This is a genomic window from Paractinoplanes ferrugineus (assembly GCF_016862195.1).
In the GTDB taxonomy this organism is placed as follows: domain Bacteria; phylum Actinomycetota; class Actinomycetes; order Mycobacteriales; family Micromonosporaceae; genus Actinoplanes; species Actinoplanes ferrugineus.
This window is the reverse complement of the sequence record NZ_BOMM01000063.1, coordinates 1-20,444: the sequence shown is the minus strand read 5'-3', so window position 1 is coordinate 20,444 and position 20,444 is coordinate 1. Positions and strand designations below refer to the sequence as shown.

The following is a 20,444-nucleotide window of genomic DNA, read 5'->3' as shown; positions in this document are numbered from 1 at the left end:
CGGGGCGCACGCTGCCTCAGCTGTCCTCCAGGTCGCCCTCGGTGGCCAGGAAGACTTCCCGCAGGGCGGTCAGCGTGTCCGGGTCGGGGGCCGCCCACAACTTGCGGTCGGCCGCCTCCAGCAGGCGCTCGGTGATGCCGTGCAGGGCCCACGGGTTGGACTCCTGCATGAACTTCTGGTTGTCGGGGTCGAGCACATAGCTCGCGGCCAGCTGCTCGTACATCCAGTCGGTGACCACGCCCGCGGTCGCGTCGAAGCCGAACAGGTAGTCGACGGTGGCGGCCAGTTCGAACGCACCCTTGTAGCCGTGCCGGCGCATGGCGGCGATCCAGCGCGGGTTCACCACCCGGGCCCGGAAGATCCGGGCGGTCTCCTCGGTCAGGCTGCGGGTGCGGGGGTTGTCCGGGTTGGTGGAGTCACCGACGTACGCGGCGGGGGCTTTCCCGGTGAGTGCGCGCACCGTGGCGATCATGCCGCCGTGGTACTGGAAGTAGTCGTCCGAATCGGCGATGTCGTGCTCGCGCGTGTCGATGTTCTTGGCGGCCACGTCGATCCGCCGGTAGGCGTTCTCCATGTCCGGCCGCGCGGGCACCCCGTCCAGGCCACGCCCGTACGCGAAGCCGCCCCACACCGCGTACACCTCGGCCAGGTCCTTGTCGTCCCGCCAGTTCCGGCTGTCGATGAGCGGCAGGATGCCGGCGCCGTAGGCGCCCGGGCGGGAGCCGAAGATGCGCATGGTGGCCCGCCGCCAGTCGCCGTGCCGGTCGTTGTCGCGCTGAGCGTGGTCGCGCACGTAGTTGTCCGGCTCGTCGAGCTCGGCGACCATCCGGAACGCGTCGTCGAGCATGGCCACCACGTGCGGGAACGCGTCCCGGAAGAAGCCGGAGATGCGAACCGTGACGTCGATGCGCGGCCGGTTGAGCTCGTCCCGCGAGATCGGCTCGAGGCCGGTGACCCGGCGCGACGCGGCGTCCCAGACCGGGCGCACCCCGATCAGGGCGAGGATCTCGGCGATGTCGTCACCGGCCGTACGCATGGCGCTGGTGCCCCACGCCGACAGCCCGACCGAACGCGGCCAGTCGCCGTAGTCGGCCCGGTAGCGCGAGAGCAGCGACTCGGCCATGGCCTGGCCGGTCTCCCAGGCGAGGGCGCTCGGGATGGCCTTGGGGTCGACCGAGTAGAAGTTGCGCCCGGTCGGCAGCACGTTGATCAGCCCGCGCAGGGGCGACCCACTGGGGCCGGCCGGGACGTAACCGCCGTCGAGCGCGTGCAGCACGTGCGTGAGCTCGTCGGTGGTCTTCGCCAGCCGAGGCACGATCTCGGTCGCGGCGAACGCCAGCACCCGCCGCACGTCCGCCAGACGCTCGCCGCCGCCCGCGCCGCCATCGAGGCCGCCGGCCGGGCCCTCCGCGCCGCTCGGCGTCGCCGCCATCCCGGACAACTCCGAAATTTCGGCAATTCTCGCGGGATCGGACGGCCAACCGGCCTCCTCCATCGCGGCGACCAGAGCCCGCGCCTTCTCCTCGACCGCGTCGGTCTCGGCGGTGGACGCCTCCTCGGGCAGCCCGAGCGCCTCGCGCAGACCCGGCAGAGCGGCCACCTTGCCGGCCCACATCTGCCGGGCACGCAGCATCGCCAGCACCAGGTTGACGCGTGCCTCGCCGGCCGGGGCCGCGCCGAGGACGTGCAGGCCGTCGCGGATCTGGACGTCCTTGACCTCGCACAGCCACCCGTCGACGTGCAGGATGAACTCGTCGAAGTCGTCGTCGCCCGGACGGTTCTCCAGGCCCAGGTCGTGGTCCATCTTGGCGGCCTGGATGAGGGTCCAGATCTGGGCCCGGATCGCCGGCAGCTTCGCCGGGTCGAGCGTGGCGATGTTGGCGTGCTCGTCGAGCAACTGCTCGAGCCGGGCGATGTCGCCGTACGACTCGGCCCGCGCCATCGGCGGGATCAAGTGGTCGACCAGCGTGGCGTGCGCGCGGCGCTTGGCCTGCGTGCCCTCGCCCGGGTCGTTGACCAGGAACGGATAGATCAGCGGCAGATCGCCGAGGGCCGCGTCGGTGCCGTCCGAGGCGGACATGCCGACGTTCTTGCCCGGCAGCCACTCCAGGTTGCCGTGCTTGCCGACGTGCACGACCGCGTGCGCCCCGAACTCGTCGGCCACCCAGCGGTAGGCCGCCAGATAGTGGTGGCTCGGCGGCAGGTCGGGGTCGTGGTAGATGGCCACCGGGTTGGCACCGAACCCGCGCGGCGGCTGCACCATCACCACGATGTTCTCGTCGCGCATCGCGGCCAGCACGATGGCGCCGTCGTCCACATAGAGCTCGCCCGGCGGCGGCCCCCAGTGCTTGATCATGCCGGCGCGCAGGTCCTCAGGAAGCGTCGCGAAGAACGAGGCGTAGGCGGCGCCGCTGATCCGGACCTTGTTGGCCGACAGCTGGTCCTCGGTGAGCCAGTCCGGGTCCTGCCCGCCCGCCGCGATCAGGGCGTGGATCAGCCCGTCGCCGTCGTAGTCGGTGAACGACCCGGTGCGGTAACCGGCCGCCGTCAGGGCGGCGAGCAGCGCCACCGTCGAAGCCGGGGTGTCGAGGCCGACCGCGTTGCCGATCCGGGAGTGCTTGGTCGGGTAGGCCGACAGCATCAGCACGATCTTGCGCTCGGCCGGCGGGATGTGCCGCAACCGGGCGTGCGCGACCGCGATGCCGGCGACCCGGGCCGCCCGCTCCTCGTCGGCCACGTAGACCGACAACCCGTCGGGGTCGATCTCCTTGAACGAGAACGGCACCGTGATGATCCGCCCGTCGAACTCGGGGATCGCCACCTGCGTCGCGGCGTCCAGCGGCGACAGCCCGTCGGCGCTGGCCTCCCACGAGGCTCGGCTGCTGGTCAGGCACAGCGCCTGCAGGATCGGCACGTCCAGTCCGGCGAGAACCCCGACGTCCCACGCCTCGTCGTCACCACCGGCTCCGACGGTGGCCGGCTTCGTGCCGCCGGCGGCGAGCACGGTCACCACCAGGGCGTCAGCCTTGCGCAGCTCGGCGAGGAGCTCTTCGGACGCCGTACGCAAGGAAGCCGTGAAGATCGGCAGTGGCCGTGCCCCCTTCGCCTCGATCTGCTCGCAGAGCGAGTTGACGAACGCGGTATTCCCGGCCATGTGGTGAGCGCGGTAGTAAAGCACCGCGACAGTCGGCCCGTCGACGGTCGCCGCGGCCCGCGTCAGCAGCCCCCAGTCCGGCGCGGCCACCGGCGCGGCGAACCCGAAGCCGGTCAGCAGCACCGTGTCGGACAGGAAGTTGAAAACCGCGGCCAGGTTGTCCCGGCCGCCCTGCGCGAGGTAGGTGTGCGCCTCGGCGGCCACGCCCGCCGGCACGGTGGAGAGCTTCATCAGATCGGCGTCCGGCGCCTGCTCCCCGCCCAGCACCACCACCGGCACCGGCCCGGCGAGCAGCGCGTCGAGCCCTTCCTCCCAGGCCCGCCGCCCACCGAGGATGCGCACCACGACGAGGTCGACCCCGTCGAGCAGCCCCGGCAGATCGCGCACCCCGGTGCGGGCCGGGTTGGCCAGACGCCAGTCGGCGCCGCTCGCCCGGGCACTCAGCAGGTCGGTGTCGGAAGTCGACAGCAGCAGAAACACGCGCACTCCCCTCGGGGTCCGCGCCCCGGGTAGACGGAATTCACGGCGACTCGGAGTTCCTGGCTCCCAGACCTGCCGGCCTGGTGACAGTGGCGGGACCGCGCCGGACTTCGCACCGGCTTCCTCCGCGGCGTCGCCGCTCGTGAGGCTTCAGACTCCAGGGCTGCGCCAGCCGCCGTCAAGCCGGTGTATCCGGTGTGACGATCCCGACCCGAGGATGCGTTCATGTCGGGGGCCCTACGTAGTATCCGGCAGGTGCCCCACCCGATCCGCCAGTCCGAGACCGACGCCTGCCCCGGCGCCCTCCGGTTGCACCCCGCCGCCGACGGCCCGCTGGCTCGCGTCCGTCTCCCCGGCGGCCGCCTGACCGGCCGCCAGCTGGCCACCCTGGCCGACCTGGCCGACCGCCTCGGTGACGGCGGCGTGGAGCTCACCTCGCGGGCCAACGTCCAACTGCGCGGCCTGACCCGGACCACCCCCACCGAACTCGCCACCCGCCTGGCCGCCGCCGGCCTGCTGCCCGCCCTGTCCCACGAGACGGTCCGCAACATCGCCGCCCCGCCCCTGGCCGACGCCGAGACCCGCACCCTGATCGCCCGGCTGGACGCCGCCCTGTGCGCCGACCCCGGCCTGGCCGCGCTGCCGGGCCGCTTCCTGTTCGCGATCGGCAGAGTCCCGTTGATCCCCGACGTGTCCGCGGTCCGCACCGCCGACGGCTACGCCATCCTGTTCGCCGGCCAGGACGAGGGCCTGGAAGTCCGCCTCGACCAGGTCGTGCCCGCCCTGCTGACCGCCGCCCACGCTTTCCTGACCGCCCGCCCCACCACAGCCCCCGCCACCACAGCCCCCGCCACCGGCATTGCTGACGGCGTCCCCACCCAGCGTGCCGAATCGGCCCCGAGCGTCACCGCTCCGGCCGGGGGTGAGAACGCCACTCTCCGGCATTCCGGAAATGTCGCCCTGGGCGCGGCCCACCGCGCGATCAGCAGCAACGTCGTCGCCGCCGTCGCCAGCGAAAGCCGGCGCAGCACGGGCGCCGAGGCGGACCAGCAGCCAAGGCCGGGATCGGAGCCGGGGCCGGGATCGGAGCCGGGATCGGAGCCGGGATCGGGGCCGGGCTCGGCGCAGGCACCGGAGCGGGCGCCGGTTGCGTGGCGAATTTCGGAGTTGCCCGGCGGTGGGCGGCTCATCGCGGAGCGGACGGCCGCCGCAATCGGGCTGGGGCTGCGCACCCCGCCGCCGTCCGGGTCCGCGCTGAACTCGAGCGACCCCGCGCCAGGCATATCCGACAAGTCCGGCTCGTCAGGCGCGCCGGAAAAGCTGGGCTCGCTGGAAAAGCCGGGCTCGCTTGACACGCCGCGCTCGCTGGACATGCAGGGCTCGCTGGACATGCAGGGCTCGCTGGACATGCAGGGCTCGCCGGTGGGGCTGGTGACGCAGGCGGATGGGCGGGTCGCGGTGGGGGCGATCGTGCCGTTGGGGCGGCTCACCGGCGTCCAGCTGCGGGTGTTGGCGGAGGCCGAGGAGCTTGTCGTCACCCCCGGGCGGGGGGTGGTCGTGGTCGACCTGGCACCGGAGCGGGCGGCGGAGTGGCAGCGGCGTCTGCACGAGGTCGGGCTGGTCGCCGAGCCGGACTCGCGGTGGGCCGGGGTGACGGCGTGCGCCGGGCTTCCGGGGTGCGCCAAGTCGCGGGCTGACATCCGGGCCGACGCCCTCGCCACCACTCGCTTCGTCGACGGCTTTCCGGTGCACTGGCTCGGCTGCGAGCGGGGCTGCGGATCGCCGGCCGGGCCGCACGTTCGCGTCGAAGCCACCCCCACCAGCGTTGAAGCCACCCCCAGCAGCGTTGAAGCCACCCCCAGCAGTTACGCCGTCACCAGACCCGACGGCGTGGTCGTCCACCCCGAGGCGGCGGATCTGGCCGAGGCCGTCGCCACCGCGCGCAGGAGCTGAGCAATGGAAATCGAGTACGAGCGGGACGGGGCCGAGATCTATCGGCGGTCGTTCGCGACCATTCGGGCCGAGGCGGATCTGTCGGGGTTTCCCGAGGATCTGAGCCCGGTCGTGGTTCGGATGATCCATGCGTGCGGGATGGTCGACCTGACCGGTGACGTCGGGTTCAGTCCGTCGGTGGCGAGTGTGGCCCGCAAGGCTCTGCTCGGCGGGGCACCCGTCTTCTGCGACGCCGAGATGGTCGCCTCGGGGATCACGCGTAAGCGGTTGCCGGCCGGCAACGACGTCGTCTGCACGCTGCGGGATCCGCGGGTTCCGGAGCTGGCGGCGAAGTCGGGGACCACTCGCAGTGCGGCGGCGCTCGAGCTGTGGGGTGATCGGCTCGGCGGCAGTGTCGTGGCGATCGGGAACGCTCCGACGGCGCTGTTCCGGCTGCTCGAGATGATCGCGGCGGGGGCGCCTCGGCCCGCGGCCGTGCTGGGTGTGCCGGTCGGGTTCATCGGGGCGGCCGAGTCCAAGGACGCTCTCGCGGCCTCCGACCTCGAGCACCTGATCGTCCGGGGCCGGCGCGGGGGCAGTGCGATCACCGCGGCGGCGGTCAACGCGCTCGCGTCGGAAACGGAGTGACGGCGATGGCCGGGAAGCTTTACGGGGTCGGGGTCGGGCCGGGTGACCCCGAGCTGATGACCGTGAAGGCGGTGCGGCTGATCGAGGCCGCCGACGTGGTCGCCTATCACGCGGCCCGGCACGGGCGCAGCAACGCGCGCGCCATCGCCGCCGCGCACCTGCGGGAGTCGCAGATCGAGGAGGCGTTGATCTACCCGGTCACCACCGAGACCACCGATCATCCGGGTGGCTATCAGGGGGCGATCGACGACTTCTACGCGGAGGCGGCCGGGCGGCTCGCGGCCCACCTGGACGCGGGCCGCGACGTCGTCGTACTCGCCGAAGGTGATCCGTTCTTCTACGGCTCCTACATGCACATGCACAAGCGGCTCGCGGATCGTTACGAGGCCCTGGTCGTGCCCGGGGTGACCTCGGTGAGCGCCGCGTCGGCCGCGCTCGGGCGGCCGCTCATGGAGCGCGACGAGGTGCTGACGATCCTGCCGGGGACGCTGCCCGCGGGTGCGCTGGCCGCGCATCTGGCGTCGACCGAGTCGGCCGCGATCATGAAGCTGGGGCGGACGTTCCCGAACGTGCGGGACGCCCTGGAGCGGGCCGGGCGGCTCGACGACGCCTGGTATGTCGAGCGGGCCTCCACGGCCGGCGAACGTACCGTTCCGTTGGCCGAGGTCGACCCGGCCGGCGTTCCGTACTTCTCGCTGGCCCTTCTGCCGAGCCCGGCCGCGGCCGCGTTCAACGTCGAGGCCGAGCCCGACGAGCCGGGCGAGGTGACGGTGATCGGTCTCGGGCCGGGTGATCCGCGGTGGCTCACCCCGGAGGCACGCCAGGCCATCGCCGCCGCCGACGACCTGGTCGGTTACGGGCCCTACCTCGATCGGCTCACCGCCCGCGCCGGGCAGCGCAAACACTCCTCGGACAACCGGGTCGAGGCGGAGCGGGCCGCGTTCGCGCTCGACCTCGCCAAGGGCGGGCGCCGGGTCGCGGTGATCTCGGCGGGCGACCCGGGGGTGTTCGCGATGGCCGCCGCCGTGCTGGAGGTGGCCGAGGACCCGCAGTGGAAGGACGTGCCGGTGCGGATCGTGCCGGGGCTGACCGCCGCGCAGGCGGTCGCGGCGCGGGTGGGTGCGCCACTCGGGCACGACTTCTGTGTGCTGTCCCTGAGCGACCGGCTCAAGCCGTGGTCGGCGATCGAGTCGCGGCTGGTCGCGGCGGCGGGCGCCGACCTGGTGATGGCAATCTACAACCCGGCGTCGAAGTCGCGGACCGAGCAGTTGGTGCGGGCCCGTGAGGTGCTGCTCGCGCACCGTTCGCCGGAGACGGTCGTGGTGATCGGCCGGGATGTGGGCGGCCCGACCGAGTCGGTCCGGGTCACCACGCTGGCCGGCCTCGACCCGGCCACGGTGGACATGCGATGCCTGCTGCTGATCGGATCGAGCCGGACCAGGGCGGTCACCGGTGCCGACGGAACGACTCGCGTCTATACCCCGAGGCATTACCCGCCGGCCTGACCCCGATGGGGGGTTGTTCAGGGTGGTGCGGACCGAGCCGCTGACGTGCGGCACGGTGCTCCTTGAGGCCGGCCCTGAATAACCCTCAATGGCAACCCCGGCCGAGGTTTGCCCGGCCGGGGGGCTTTTCGGTGCCCGCGAACCGGGCCCGGCCGGTGCTGCCGGGCTACCGGACGACAACCGTTCCGCCGCGCCGCGAATTGCCCCGCTGATCGGCATCTGCTCAGCTCAGAGGGCTTTTAGGAACGAAACGATCCGATGTTTCGGGTGCCGACAACTCGGCTGCCACCCGAGAACTCCATCAATGCAATCAGTGGAACCTGACGCCTCGAAAGCAACTCTGCCGAAGGGAGGGCCGCTACGAACTGATACCTCGTCCCACGGAAGGGACCGCAGTGCCTTTCTCTCGCCGCCGCGCCGCCGTCATCGCCTCGACGGTCCTGCTTGGTCTTCCCTTCGTCAGCACCCCGGCCCAGGCCGCGACGCCCGTCGCGACGGCGCCCGTCGCGACGGCGCCCGCGCTGCCCACCCTGGCCTCCCGGCTGGCCGCGGTGAAGGCCGCCAAGACCATCAACTACTACCCGGCCAACGCCGGCTGGTCGAAGATGTGGACGAACTTCAACGCCGCCACCGTCGACGCCGACATGGCCAAGGCCGACGTCCTCGGCGCCACCACCGCGCGGGCGATCATCTTCCCGGCGACGTTCGGCTTCCCGGCCCTCAAGCCGGAGTTCACCGCCAAGCTGGCCACTTTCGTCGACATCGCCGAGAAGCACGGGATGAACGTCAAGTTCACCCTCTTCGACTGGTGGGGTCAGTACAGCGAGGTCGCCAACAGCTTCAACTGGGCGAACAACATCCTCAAGCCGTACCGGGACGACCCCCGCGTGATCTCGGTCGAGTTGCAGAACGAGTTCGACGTCGATGACCCCGGTGCGCTCGTCTGGGCCAAGAAGATCGTCCCGCTGGTGCGTACCGCGTACCCGGCGATGCCGTTGACCTTCTCGGTGAACGGCGAGGCCGGCGCGGCCGGTATGGGAAAGATCAAGGCGGCCCTCACCGCCAACCCGATCGACTACTACGACTACCACTACTACGGGAACTCGGAGCGGGCGCTCCAGACGATCCGGCAGGCGCTCGCCACCGTGGCACCCACGCCCATGGTGATCGGTGAGACCGGCCTCAACACCCTGCAGAACACCGAGGGTGAGCAGGCCGCGTTCCTGGCGCGGGTGTTCAAGGCCGCCTCGACCGCCGGCGTGCAGTCGGTGGCGCCGTGGACGCTGACCGACTTCGCCACCGGCTCGATCCCCGACTCCGGCGTCGGCAAGATCCCGGCCCAGTACAACTACGGCCTCTACCGCACCAACGGCACCGCCAAGGCCGCCGCCGCCGTGGTGCGGTCGGCCTGGACCGGCTCCGCCATGCCGGCCACGCTGATGGACTGGGGTTTCGAGAATCCGGTCGGACTCACGCCGTGGCGCGCCTACCTGCCCGAGCTGGGCCAGGCGGTCAAGACGCAGACGCAGGCCCGCACCGGCAACTGGTCGGTCACGCTCGCCAATACCGGCAAGTCCACCGCCGGTTCGCCGTCGTTCCGGGTCGCCCCGATCGCGCCGGTCTACTCGTACCAGAAGTGGCACGCCGAGGTGTGGGCCCGGGGCAACGCCGCCACCGGCACCACCCAGATCTCGCTGAGCTGGTTCGACCTCCAGGACAAGTGGCTGGGTGGCGCCTCCTCGGCGACGCTGCCGGTCGGCACCACCAACTGGACCAGGCTGACCGTCGACGCGGTCGCCCCGGCCGGTTCGGCCAGCATGCAGATTCACCTCAAGTCGGGCGAGAACAAGGGCACGGTCTGGTTCGACGACATGCTGGTGACGGCGGGCTGAGGCGGCGTCACCCCGATCCGCGAGAGCAGTTCGGCGTACGCCGCCACCGTCTTCTCCCACGAGGACGGGTCCGGGTGCCGGCGGCCGACGAGCCGGTCGGCGTCGTGGATCGCGGTGGCCAGCGCGGCCGGGTCGCCGGCTGGCACGAACACCGCGCCGGAGTAGTCCTCGGCCGCTTCCACCAGGCCGCCCACCGCGGTCACCACCACCGGCAGGCCGTGGCTCATCGCGATGTGCAGCGGGCCGCTCGCCGAGCTCCGCCGGTACGGGAGCACGACCAGGTCGGCGTCCGCGAAGTAGGCGTCCACCTCGGCGTCGGCCACGTAGCGGTTGACGAATTCGATGCGGGCGGCGGCCGGCGAGGTGGCGATCAGGTCGGCCGGCAACGTCCAGCCCTCCCAGGTCTCGCCCACCACGGTCAGGCGGTAGTCGCCGGGCAGGGTCGCGAAGGCTTCGATCAGGTCCTCCAGCCCCTTGTACGGGCGGATGGTCCCGAAGAACAGGATCCGGCGCGGGCCGCCGGGAGCGCGTGGGCCGGGGACGGTGGCCTCGTGGTGGTCGAACGGGCCGTGTTTGGCGACCACCGACGGGACGTCACGCAGGCCGTACGTCTGCCGCAGGCTCTCTTGATCGAAGCGCGAGTGGACCACCACGCCGTCGGTGCGCCGCAGCAGCGGCTGGATGAATTTGCGCACGTAGGCGGCGGCCAGGCGATGCTGCGCCTCGCCGGTGTCCTGCACCTCGTGGAACTCGACGATCACCTTCACGCCGGTGAGGCGGGCGGCGAGGACGAGAGTGAGGTACGAGTGCAGCACGGTGCCTGTCCACCACTGCAGCACGAGCACTTCAGGACGAAATTTACGCATAAATTGGACTGCTCGCGCGAGACTGGGCAGCCCCCACCAGTCGATGCCGTCAAAGACCGGGATCCGGTCGGCATAGCGCAGATCGCAGAGCTGCTTGCCGACCCGCTCCCGGCCCGGATAGAGCCGGGACGGCAGCAGTTGCCGCATGAGCAGGGCACCGACGTCGAAGCGGGAGTCGAGCGCGTTGGCGAGCCGGCAGGTGTAATAGCTGATCCCGGAGAGAAACCGCCAGCCGGAGCCCACCACGAGCACGCGCGGCCGAGGCACTTCGAACAGGCTTTCCGGATGAATCGGACCGGGAACCGGTGGGCGGACGGCGGGGACGCGGGTCTCAGGCGACGGCACGGTAGACCTCCTCGATCTGCGGGACCACTCGGGCGGCCGTGAAGTCGAGGCCGCGCCGGTAACCGGCGGCTCGGAGCCGGTCGGCCAGGGCCGGGTCGGTCAGCACCCGGGACAGGGCCGCATGCAGGGCGTCCGCGTCGCCGGGCGGGATGTGCAGGCCGCTCTCGCCGTCGCGGATCATGTCGGCGAGGCCGCCCACCCGGGAGGCGATCACCGGCGTACGCGCGAGCAGCGCCTCCACCGCCACCTGCCCCATCGCCTCGTTCAGGGACGGCACGACGCCGGCCGCCGCGCCGTGCCAGGCCGCCATCACCTGCGCGTGCGGCACGTCATGACGCACCAGCACCCCCGGCGGGATCGGCGGGGTGTCCGAGCGCGGGGTCCCGACGCAGACCAGCGCGGGGGCGGGCGCACTGCCGCGCCATTGCGCCACCAGCTTCCGGTACGCGGTGAACAACACGTCCACGCCCTTGTGCGGTCCGAGAGCGCCGACGAACAACAGGTACGGCCGGTCCGGCAGCCAGTCCGGCCGCTCCGTGGCCCGGGCCAGCTCGTCGAGCCCGTCCGGAACGAGGCTGCTCACCACCCGTACCGGTAGGCCCTCGGGTAGTTTCGCCTGTTCCAACGCCCGCGCCACGGAGGGCGAGATGGCGGTCAGGGCGTCGATCCCCCGATGCCGGTGGGCGCGCAGGGCGGCGGTCAGCACGGCGGCTCGGGGCCGGCCGTACTGGCTCGACGCGCACGGCAGGCAGCGCGACAACCTCGGCCCGGTCGTGCAGCCCCCACCGTCCCGGGCGAACGTCTTCTTCACGCAGGCCAGCCCGAAGTCGTGGGCGGTGTGCACGTGCGGCAGGCCGTCCGGGCCGAAGCGCAGCGGCAGATAGCTGTACATCAGCCAGTCGTGGCTGTGCACCACGTCGTACCGCCCGGTTCGCAGCTCCCGCCGGATGTCGGCGAGGGTCAGCGGATCGGGCGCGGTCGGGTGGAACGGCTTGCCCGGGTCCTGGTTGAGGCCGGGCAGCACGGTGTTGGCGATGCTGCGGACGCGCAGGACGCGTACGCCGTTGCGGGTCTCGGGGCCGGCCGCCTTGGCGGTGGCCAGGGTGAGCACGGTGACCTCGTGGCCGCGCCGCACCAGTTCCTCGCTGCTGGTGGCGATGCTGCGTTCGAGCCCGCCGATGACGGGCGCGTAGAGGTTGGCCAGATGCAGGATCCTCACGGGACTCTCCAAGATCGCGAACGGGGGCGGGAGTGCGGCGAGGGGCGGCGCGAGCCGGCGGGCAGCCGCAGGTCCGGCCGCCCGCGGACGGCCGGCTGGAGGAGCGGGCGCGCGCCGCCGCGGGGTTGCCGGGGCCGGGGTGCGATGCGGCCACGCAACGACCCGGCCCGGCGGACCGGATCGACGAAGAAGTCGTGCACGGCCAGTGCCGTCGACCGGGGCCAGGCCCGGATCCGGCCGGCGTACCGGTCCCCGCCGGCCAGGACGGCCACCAGCAGGGCGCCCAGCGACTGACCGGACAGCCAGGCCAGGCCGGCCGCCTCGATGCCCCACGACGGGAGCCACCACCAGGTCAGGGTCAGGCAGCTGACCGCCATCACCAGGTTGAGGCGTACGCAGCGGCGCAGCCGGCCGGTCGAGCGCCAGTGCGCCACCGCCAGGTTGGTGATCGCGTCCGGGATCGCGGCCAGCACCAGGATCTTCAGCAGCAGACCGCCGGCGACCGCGTAGGCCGGACTGAACAGGCTCAGGATCCAGCCCCCGGCCAGGAACAGGACCACCGCCGGGCCGCCGATCACGACCAGGACCACCAGCGACGCCCGCGGCAGCGAGGCCGAACGGGCGTTGGCGTTGGTGCGTTCGGCGTAGAGCGCCGCCGCCACCGCGGGCGAGACCATGAACAGCACCGACGCGGTCATCCAGGCCACATAGAAATGGGCGTTCTCGGCCGCCCCCAGCCGGGCGGTGACCAGCACCGGGAGCACCGCGGCCGGCCCGGCCTGGGCCAGGTTGACCAGGTGGTGGCCGGTCATCGAGCCGCGCACGTGCCGGAGTTCGGCGCCGAGACCGCCGCCGCCGAGCCGCCAGCCGGGACGCAGCCGGCGCAGGCTCCAGCGCAGCGTGTAGATCGAGACGAGCAGCGACGGCACGGTCCACGCGAGCACCACCGCCGACGCCGACGCCCAGCCCGCCGCGGTCAGCCCGGCCAGCGCGGTCAGCTTGCCGGCGGCCAGGGCCAGGTTGCGCCAGAGCATGCCCTGGCTGGCCCGGTGGGCGACGAAGACGTAATCGAGCAGCATCGAGGCGGTCAGCGCGACCGCCGTGACGATCAGGGCCGCCGCACCCGACAGGCCGTCCAGAAAACCGAAATTGCCGGCCAGGCGCGGCAGCACGAGCACGGCAGCGGCCGACGCGAAGGCGGTCGCCGCACACCCGATCAACAGCCCCGCACTGACGATCCGCGACCACGCCGCCGACCCGCCGACCGCGCCGGACGCGGTGGACGGCAGGCGCTGGATGAACATGTGCCCCAGCCCCAGGTTGGCGATCATGCTCACCACCGTGGCCGCCGAGATCAGGGCGGTGGCGGTGCCGATCGCCGGCCGGGGCAACTCCCGGGCGGCCACCATCCAGTAGAGATAACCGAGCCCGCTCGTACCGACCGTGCTCAGCATGATCAGAACGCTGTTACGCGCCAGCGAGTCCTTCAGCACGCGGCCGGCCCCCGCCCGTAGAAGACGGTGCTCGCCCCGCCCACGCTGATCTCGATGCGGGTCAGGCAACCGGTCAGCGGTGACGGCACGTGCACGGTGAACGAGCGGGTGGTGTTCGCCTCGACCGGCACCTCCCGGGGCGCGCCGGCCGGGCGGTCGCCCACGCTGACCCGCAGCCGCGCGACCGCGCCGGGCCGGCCGGAGCTGCGCACCTCGACCGGCACCTCGAGACCGCGCCGGGGGAACGTCACCGGGTGGCCGATGCCGGCCGCCCAGCCACCGAGGGCCAGGCTGGTGAAGCCGGGCTGCGGGGGGTGCGGCAGCCGGACGTACGCGATCGCCGCCGAACCGCCGACGATCAGCGTGACCACCGCGGGGATCGCGATCGCCGCGAGCGTCCGGGCGAGGCGCGGGTCGTCCGGCGCCCGGCCGGAGCGTTCCCGCCGGAGCGCGCCGCCACCCAGCACCGCCGCCAGCAGAGCGAGGCCGGCCACGGTCGGCCCGGCCCGCACCGGCACCGCCAGCAGGTGCAGGACGAGGGTGACGAGCGGCAGACTGACCAGGCCGCAGACCGCGTCGATGCCGATCCGGGCGACCGGGGCGACCGCCTCGGGGATCAGCACGCGCAGCCACAGTTCGCCGGTGGCGAGCAGGACGAACAACAGCAGGGGCGACAGCCACCAGCGCATTCCGGGATGGCCGGCGCCGAGGGCGAGCAGGCCGAGGGCCGCGAGGTCTGCGGCGATGATGCGGATCGTTGTCATTTGAGCACCGAGAAGTCGAAGCGGTAGATCGCGATGTCCCCGCTGTCGTAGATCTTGATGGTCCACGGCATCCGGTCGAACTTGGCGAGCTGGCCGATCGTGAAGCCGGGCTTGCCGTTGTGCGCGATCGGTTCGTTGTTCTCGAAGTAGATCTGGATCTCCGGAACCTCCCGGGCCATCCGCCGGTCGACCACGAGATAGCTGAACCGCCATCCGCTGAGTTGCGCGATGAGCTGCGGCGACACCGGTTTCCCGGGCTGCGCGAGGTAGACGTCGTAGGTGGGGAAGGTGACCGAGCCGGTGACCGGTTCCTGCCCGCCGAACGAGCCGAAGATCAGCCCGGAGTAGCGGTCGGCGACGATGCGCAGGTCGCGTCCCTGGGTGGCGCGCAGCCACTGCGAGGCGGCGACCACCTCGGGGGTCATGGCGCGGGTGTCCGAGCCGTAGACCGGCGGGCCGGGAAACCGGTAGGACGGGTTCATCCCGGCGGCGGTGTTGCCCACCAGCACGATCGCGAACACGGTGAGCAGGGCGACCGCGGCCTTGGCGGCCCAGCGGTCCAGCAGCCGGACCGCGAGCGGCGCCACCACCAGCGCGATGCCGAGATAGCTGAACGCCCAGGAGCGGCGCGCCCCCTCGGCCCCGGACGGGGTCAGGATGAGCACCGCGGCCGGGAAGTAGCAGGCGCCGAGAACCAGCATGGCGAGCGCGGCGGGCTCGCGCTCCCCCCGCTTGAAGAAGCCCTGTTTCCAGAAGTTCACCGCGGCCGCGGCAACGAGGACGAGCGCGCAGATCTGGGCCGCGAACGCGGTCTTCTGCTCCCACCACGGCGCGATCGACTGCTTGAACAGGGTGCGGCCGCTCTCGCCGTTGTCGGCGAACATCGCGGCGAACTGGTTGAGCGCCCTACCGAGGTAGGGGTCGAGGTAACTGGCCGTCTTCGGGGCCACCCAGAGGAGCCAGCCGGTGGTCATGGCCGCCGCCCCGAGGGCGAGCCCCCACGCGACCCACGCCCGCGGATGACGACTGACGGTGAGCACGACCGCGATGATCAGCATGGTGGCGAGCAGACCGAGCGCGGTCAGGTGGTGGGTGACGACGGTGGCGAGGGTCAGCAGCAGGGCAAGACCGGCCATCCGGGGCGAGCGCACCGCCCGGAACACGCCGACCAGCGCCCACACCCAGAGGGTGATGGCCAGCGACTCGTAACCGAACTGCGTGTCGAAGAAGAGGAACGAGCTGTTCAAGCCGTAGATCAGGGCGGCGATCGCGGCGATCCGCCCGTCCCGCCAGATCTCCTGGGCGAGCACCGCCACCCCGAGCACCAGCAGCACGTGCGAGGCGATCAGCACGGCGAGCGCGGCGTGCCAGACCGAGAAGCCGGTGAGCGACGACACCGAGGCGACAAGCGAGTGCAGCCCGGGGAAGTCGCCGATCACCCGCACGATCGGGTTCGTCTCGAACAGGCGCCCGTCGAAGAGGATCTGGCGGCTCTGCCGCCAATGCGCGAATTCGTCGTGGTACAGCGGGCCGGTCGGGTTGCGCAGCAGTTTCGGCAGATAGGAGAAGCTTGCGTACGCGATGAGCACCGCGAGCCGCAGCCGGGATGCCGTGGCTCGGCGGCCCGCCCAGTACGCCGCCGGCAGGGTGAAGACCAGCATCCCGAGCCAGAACAGCTCGAACGGGCGGCCCCGCCCCCACTCGGCGGCCCGATCCGCCGCGACCAGCGCCACCGCGCCGGCCACCCCCGCGACGGTCAGCGACAAGGCGCACCAGAGTGAGCTGCGGTCCCGCTTCGGCTCGACGCGGGGTTCGGTGGTCTCGGACCGGACGGGGGTGGGCGCGATCAAGGTCATCGTTCGGTTGCTCCCGCCCCGCTCTGCTCGATCAGTCGCGCCCGGGGCACCACGCCGGCGTAGACCTCGCGGGTCTCCAGCACCACGTCGCTCCAGGTGGGCAGGGGGTGGCGGCCGAGGTCGATGCGCTCGGTGGCGGACGCGACCCGCAGCGCGTCCGCGAGCGCGACCTCGTCGTCCGGGTTGACCAGCCACAGCGGCACGCCGGACCCGGCCATCACGGCGAGCTCCCGGTGGGCCGGGATGAACGAGGCCACGGTCGGCAGGCCGGCCGCCAACGCGTCGGCGACCGCCATCCCGAACGCCTCGTGAGCCGAGGCCGAGACCGCCGCGGCGGCCACCGTCATCCGGGTCGCGAACGTGTCCTCGGCCAGCCGCCCGTGGAAGCGCACCCGGTCGTCGCCGAGCCCGAGCCGCCGGGCCAGCTGCTCGAGCTCGTCGCGGGCCGGTCCGGCGCCGACCACGTCGAGCCGGTGCTCGTCGCTGAGCCGCGTCATCGCCCGGATCACCCGGTCGACCCGTTTGTAGCGTTCGAGTCGCCCGACGCAGAGGATGCTGCGGCCGGGCTCGTCGGCGACCTCGATGTCGAAGCGGACCGGGTCGGTGCCGTTCGGGATGACCACGATCCGGTCGGCGGCCTCAGGGAAATGCCGTACCAGCAGCTCCCGCTCGGCGTTGGTGACGGCGATGAGCCGGCTCGACCGGGCGATGATCCGGCGACCCACCGGGCGGTAGATCGGGTGCAGGGCCCGGCGCACCCGGCTGTGCCCGGTCCCGTGGTAGTGCGGGGTGAAGACCAGCGGAGTGTCGTTGGTCAGCGCGGCCGGCAGGGCCGCGAGAGCGTGGTAGCTGTGCGCGTGCAGCAGGTCGTAACGGCCGGCGTGCCCGCGCAGGTAGCTCCACAGGGCGGCGGAGAACCGGTAGTTCCGCGCGGCCACGGTGAGTGGGAAGCGCCGGACCAGCACCCCGTCGATCGTCTCGTCGGCGCCCACCGCGTGCTGGGTGAGCACTTCGACCTCGTCGCCGGCCGCGACGAGCGCGGCGCAGAGGCGGCGGGCGTGCGTCTCCACCCCGCCGACGTCGGGGTGGTAGGCGCCGGTGACGACGCCGATCCTCACCGGGCGCGCTCCACGGCGTTGATCGCCGTACGGCGCCGCGGCCACTCCCGGGCGATGGTCCGCAGCACCCGGATGCCGTCGGTCAACGCGTTGAGGTTGCTCTCCCCGTGGATCCGGGCCTGCTCGAAGCTGGGCACCTCGACGATACGCAGCCGGCCCCGGGCGGCCCGCAGGTTGAGCAGGGTCTCGATCTCGAAGCCGTCGCCCCACAGCCGGCCGTCCCCGCCCTTGGGCGCCGGGGAGGTGCTGTCCAGGTCGAAGACGTCGAGGTGCCGGGCCCAGAACGCGTTGTAGCCGTAGCACAGATCGCTGTAGCGGGTCCGGAACATGGTGTTGACCAGCAGGCTCAGGCACTTGTTGCCGGCGCTGCGCAGGCGGGTGATGTCGGCGCTGCCGCCGGCACCGTGGAACCGCGAGCCCTTGGCGAAGTCGGCCCCGGCTCGCAGCGCGGCGATGAAGCTCGGGATCTCCCGTGGGTCGGTCGACCCGTCCGCGTCGATCATCACCAGGATGTCCCCGGTGGCCGCCGCGAAGCCGCAGGCCAGGGCGTTGCCCTTGCCGCGGCGGTTCTGAGTGACGACGCGGATGCCGGGCATCAGCCGGCGGGCGACCTCGACCGTGTCGTCGACGGAGCCGCCGTCGACGAGGATGACCTCGTCGACCTCGGGAAGAGCGGCCATCACATGGGGCAGGTTCCGCGCCTCGTTGAGGGCGGGGATGATCACGCTGACCAGTGGCTCACTCGCGTCCACCAGCGCGGGCGGAGGCAGCTCGGTTCCCGTTCCAGCCGATGGCTCAACGTAGGGGACCGTGGACATGACAGTTCTCCAAGGCTCGAGTGCGGAGGCGTACGGGCAGGCACGGCCGGTACCGCGAAGATCCGCGGCACCGACGGCGCCGTCGTTCGGTCAGGCCCCGGAGGCCGAGACCGACCACGAATAGATGTCCTGCTTCGACAGCGCGCTGCCGGTGGCGGCGGTGAAGCCGACCCAGGCGCTCATCGCACCGGCCTCGGCGGCCAGGTCCACGGTGTCCTCGAGCGCCAGCTGCTCCTTGGAGCCCGCGCGCAGCGACTTCACGTAGACACGCAACCGGTTGGTGTCCGCGTCGTAGTGGACCCGTGCCATGAACGGCCGCCCGAACAACGGGATCGACGGCTCACCGACGCTGTGGTGCGAGTCGGGGTTGCCACCGAGCACCACCGCGAGGTGGTTGCTGCTCGGGTCCGGGGTGTTCTGGAACGTGTCGAACTCGATCGCGACGCTCCGCTTGATGCCGCGGTAGCCGAGGCCGCCGCCCCATCCGCCGAGCGCCCGCGGGCCCTCGGTCTGGACCAGGAACGCGATGCCGTCCGCGCCCGGCCGTCCGTGATGCAGGTAAACCTTGAAGGACGACTCGAACGAGTCGGTCAGGTCGATCTTCTGGCGATCCCAGGCCGACCCGGTCTGCCGGAAGCCGCCGGCGGTCATCCGCAGGATGCGCTGCCGGAGGTGCCCGGTCGAGACGACGATGTCGGCGGTGCCGTTCCGGTCGAGCGTCGTCGACGAGCCCGAGAACGTCTTGTAGTCGATCAGCGGCTCGTCGTCGGCGAACGCGGTGGCAGGCGCTACGACGACCGCTATGGAAAAGGTCAGAGCGGCCACGAGGCCGCCGCGAGCAACTCGCGAAGAACGTGAAGAGAACACGGTTCTGCGCTCCAATTCGGATGATTTGTCCCACTTGAACGTGCCCCAAGGTAGGACAGTGCGCAGACCCTCGTAAGCGAGTCTCGGTAAATTACCTCAAATTGGACTTCCTGGGACAAAGACCGTGTGTCTACCAGGTATGCCAGGCTCCACGAGCGACGTACGTGTCCCGCAGTGCCTCGAGATCGTCGGTCATGATGCCGTCGACGCCCAACTCGAGCAGCCGGGCGATCTCCGCCCGATCGTCCACCGTCCACACGTGCACCTGCAGGCCCGACCGGTGGCAGCAACTGAGAAAAGCCCGGTCGACCACGGTCAACCCGGCATGCCGCGCCGGGACCTGAGCCGCGACCACCGACGGGTGCGGGCGCACCTTGCGCCCGACCAGCGAGGCCAGCCGCAGCCGCAGCACCGAGCCCAGGCCCATCGAGGTGGCGACGGACGGACCGGCCAGGTCTCGGAGCACGGCGAGGCGGGCGTCGCTGAACGAGGCGAGCAGCACCCGGTGCTCGGCCGAGGCCCGCCGGATCGTCTCGACAGCGGGTGCGGCCCCCGAGTCGGCTTTCACGTCGATGTTGAACCGGATGGCCGGCCAGGACGCCAGGGTCTCGTCGAGGCGCGGGATCACGGCCGCCCCACCGACCCGCACGGTGGCCAGATCGGCCCAACCAAGGTCCTCGACCCGGCCACTGCGGCCGGTCAGCCGGACCAGCGTGTCGTCATGGAAGATGACCGGCACACCGTCGGCGGTGGCATGCACGTCGGTCTCGACGTAGCGATAGCCGAGCCGCACGGCCCGCCCGAACGCCTCCGCGGTGTTCTCGTCGCCCGCCGCCGCACCGCCCCGATGGGCGAACGCCAACGGAACCGGGGCCTCGAGATAGGCGTGAGCAGGCACCTGCCAATCGTATTGAATAGCTGGCCGATTTCAACTCATAGCTACTTCTCAGCTTCGCCGGGTCGTGAATGGTTTACATTTCTTCCCAGCGGCGGCGGCGAGGCCGCGTACGCGAGGCGCTACGGTGAGCGATATCGATCCACGCAGGTCAGCGAAATTTATCGTGATCTTGTTGAACTCCGGACATCCCCCGTTCGGAGGATGCTCGGAGTTCGAGCCACCCCCATATCTTTTCTTTAAGAATGGGCCAAGAATTCATCAAATTCGCTTCTTCAATTGCTATTACGCGCGCTTCCTTTTACCGTCTGGGAGCCGGCTGTCAGGGGACCGGTCAGATTCTTCGAAGAAGAGGTACGCGCATGCGTAGGTCGGCTTACCGCCGTGCGACCGCCCCCGCAGGGGGCAACCGGCGGCTCCTCGCGGTCGGGGCGGTGGTCGCCGCACTGGGCCTGGTCGTCGGTGTCACCACCATCTCCAGTGCCGCCGAGACCAGCAAGCCCGCGGGTAGCGGCGCCGGCAAGGTGGTCAACGGCCAGGTGATCCTCACCGACACCTGCGTCGACTCCAAGCTCACCCCGCACGACGGCTT

General features: G+C 71.6%; 14 protein-coding genes, 1 pseudogene and 1 riboswitch. Of the genes and pseudogenes, 5 read left to right on the top strand and 10 right to left on the bottom strand.

What is annotated here, in order from left to right; translation table 11 throughout:
* Nucleotides 1-16 precede the first annotated feature (16 nt).
* Nucleotides 17-3,634, bottom strand: coding sequence for a cobaltochelatase subunit CobN (gene cobN / locus Afe05nite_RS34485; RefSeq protein WP_438869379.1), 3,618 nt, complete (start codon nt 3,632-3,634; stop codon nt 17-19).
* 53 nt (nt 3,635-3,687) lie between these two features.
* A riboswitch (cobalamin riboswitch) is annotated at nt 3,688-3,760 on the bottom strand.
* A gap of 129 nt (nt 3,761-3,889) precedes the next feature.
* Between cobN and Afe05nite_RS44700 the strand changes: the two genes are divergently transcribed.
* The 4 genes from Afe05nite_RS44700 to Afe05nite_RS34460 all read left to right on the top strand — a co-directional run bounded on the left by Afe05nite_RS44700 (nt 3,890) and on the right by Afe05nite_RS34460 (nt 9,611).
* Nucleotides 3,890-5,587, top strand: a complete 1,698-nt coding sequence (locus Afe05nite_RS44700) for a ferredoxin-like domain-containing protein (RefSeq protein WP_275407532.1) — start codon at nt 3,890-3,892, stop codon at nt 5,585-5,587.
* Between the two features lie 9 nt (nt 5,588-5,596).
* Entirely contained in the window at nt 5,597-6,214 is a 618-nt protein-coding gene (locus Afe05nite_RS34470; RefSeq protein WP_438869411.1) for a precorrin-8X methylmutase, read from the top strand.
* A gap of 5 nt (nt 6,215-6,219) precedes the next feature.
* A complete protein-coding gene (locus tag Afe05nite_RS34465) occupies nt 6,220-7,719 on the top strand; it encodes a precorrin-2 C(20)-methyltransferase (RefSeq protein ID WP_203821481.1) in 1,500 nt (499 codons plus the stop codon).
* 395 nt (nt 7,720-8,114) lie between these two features.
* Complete coding sequence (locus Afe05nite_RS34460; RefSeq protein WP_203821480.1) at nt 8,115-9,611, top strand: glycoside hydrolase 5 family protein; 1,497 nt, start codon at nt 8,115-8,117, stop codon at nt 9,609-9,611.
* On the opposite strand, the gene Afe05nite_RS34455 is transcribed toward Afe05nite_RS34460, so the two are convergent.
* The 9 genes from Afe05nite_RS34455 to Afe05nite_RS34415 form a co-directional block, all read right to left on the bottom strand.
* A complete protein-coding gene (locus Afe05nite_RS34455) occupies nt 9,545-10,744 on the bottom strand; it encodes a glycosyltransferase (RefSeq protein ID WP_239118412.1) in 1,200 nt (399 codons plus the stop codon). The genes Afe05nite_RS34460 and Afe05nite_RS34455 overlap by 67 nt on opposite strands.
* A 64-nt stretch (nt 10,745-10,808) precedes the next feature.
* The gene (locus Afe05nite_RS34450; RefSeq protein ID WP_203821479.1) at nt 10,809-12,041 is read right to left on the bottom strand and encodes a glycosyltransferase family 4 protein; all 1,233 of its coding nucleotides are present in this window, start codon (nt 12,039-12,041) and stop codon (nt 10,809-10,811) included.
* A complete protein-coding gene (locus tag Afe05nite_RS34445; RefSeq protein ID WP_239118411.1) occupies nt 12,038-13,534 on the bottom strand; it encodes a lipopolysaccharide biosynthesis protein in 1,497 nt (498 codons plus the stop codon). Before Afe05nite_RS34445 ends, Afe05nite_RS34450 begins: the two co-directional genes overlap by 4 nt.
* On the bottom strand, nt 13,528-14,298 hold the full coding sequence (locus Afe05nite_RS34440) for a hypothetical protein (protein WP_203821478.1): 771 nt from the start codon (nt 14,296-14,298) through the stop codon (nt 13,528-13,530). Before Afe05nite_RS34440 ends, Afe05nite_RS34445 begins: the two co-directional genes overlap by 7 nt.
* Entirely contained in the window at nt 14,295-16,154 is a 1,860-nt protein-coding gene (locus Afe05nite_RS34435; protein WP_203821477.1) for a hypothetical protein, read from the bottom strand. The genes Afe05nite_RS34440 and Afe05nite_RS34435 overlap by 4 nt, the downstream gene beginning before the upstream one ends.
* Nucleotides 16,151-17,272 (bottom strand): glycosyltransferase family 4 protein, encoded by a 1,122-nt coding sequence (locus Afe05nite_RS34430; RefSeq protein ID WP_239118410.1) that lies wholly within the window; start codon nt 17,270-17,272, stop codon nt 16,151-16,153. Before Afe05nite_RS34430 ends, Afe05nite_RS34435 begins: the two co-directional genes overlap by 4 nt.
* Nucleotides 17,269-18,090, bottom strand: a complete 822-nt coding sequence (locus tag Afe05nite_RS34425) for a glycosyltransferase family 2 protein (protein ID WP_203821475.1) — start codon at nt 18,088-18,090, stop codon at nt 17,269-17,271. Before Afe05nite_RS34425 ends, Afe05nite_RS34430 begins: the two co-directional genes overlap by 4 nt.
* Before the next feature lie 90 nt (nt 18,091-18,180).
* Nucleotides 18,181-18,915, bottom strand: a complete 735-nt coding sequence (locus Afe05nite_RS34420; protein WP_203821474.1) for an L-type lectin-domain containing protein — start codon at nt 18,913-18,915, stop codon at nt 18,181-18,183.
* 172 nt (nt 18,916-19,087) lie between these two features.
* Nucleotides 19,088-19,855, bottom strand: coding sequence for a glycerophosphodiester phosphodiesterase family protein (locus Afe05nite_RS34415; protein ID WP_203821473.1), 768 nt, complete (start codon nt 19,853-19,855; stop codon nt 19,088-19,090).
* 359 nt (nt 19,856-20,214) lie between these two features.
* Between Afe05nite_RS34415 and Afe05nite_RS34410 the strand changes: the two are divergent.
* Nucleotides 20,215-20,444: pseudogene (locus Afe05nite_RS34410) on the top strand (hypothetical protein); the annotation flags it as partial.

What these genes read in the sequence shown, in the direction of transcription:
- Afe05nite_RS34425 (WP_203821475.1), bottom strand. Translation starts at nt 18,090, where the DNA reads ATGTCCACGGTCCCCTACGTTGAGCCATCGGCTGGAACGGGAACCGAG.
- Afe05nite_RS34435 (WP_203821477.1), bottom strand. Translation starts at nt 16,154, where the DNA reads ATGACCTTGATCGCGCCCACCCCCGTCCGGTCCGAGACCACCGAACCC.
- Afe05nite_RS34465 (WP_203821481.1), top strand. Translation starts at nt 6,220, where the DNA reads ATGGCCGGGAAGCTTTACGGGGTCGGGGTCGGGCCGGGTGACCCCGAG.
- Afe05nite_RS34440 (WP_203821478.1), bottom strand. Translation starts at nt 14,298, where the DNA reads ATGACAACGATCCGCATCATCGCCGCAGACCTCGCGGCCCTCGGCCTG.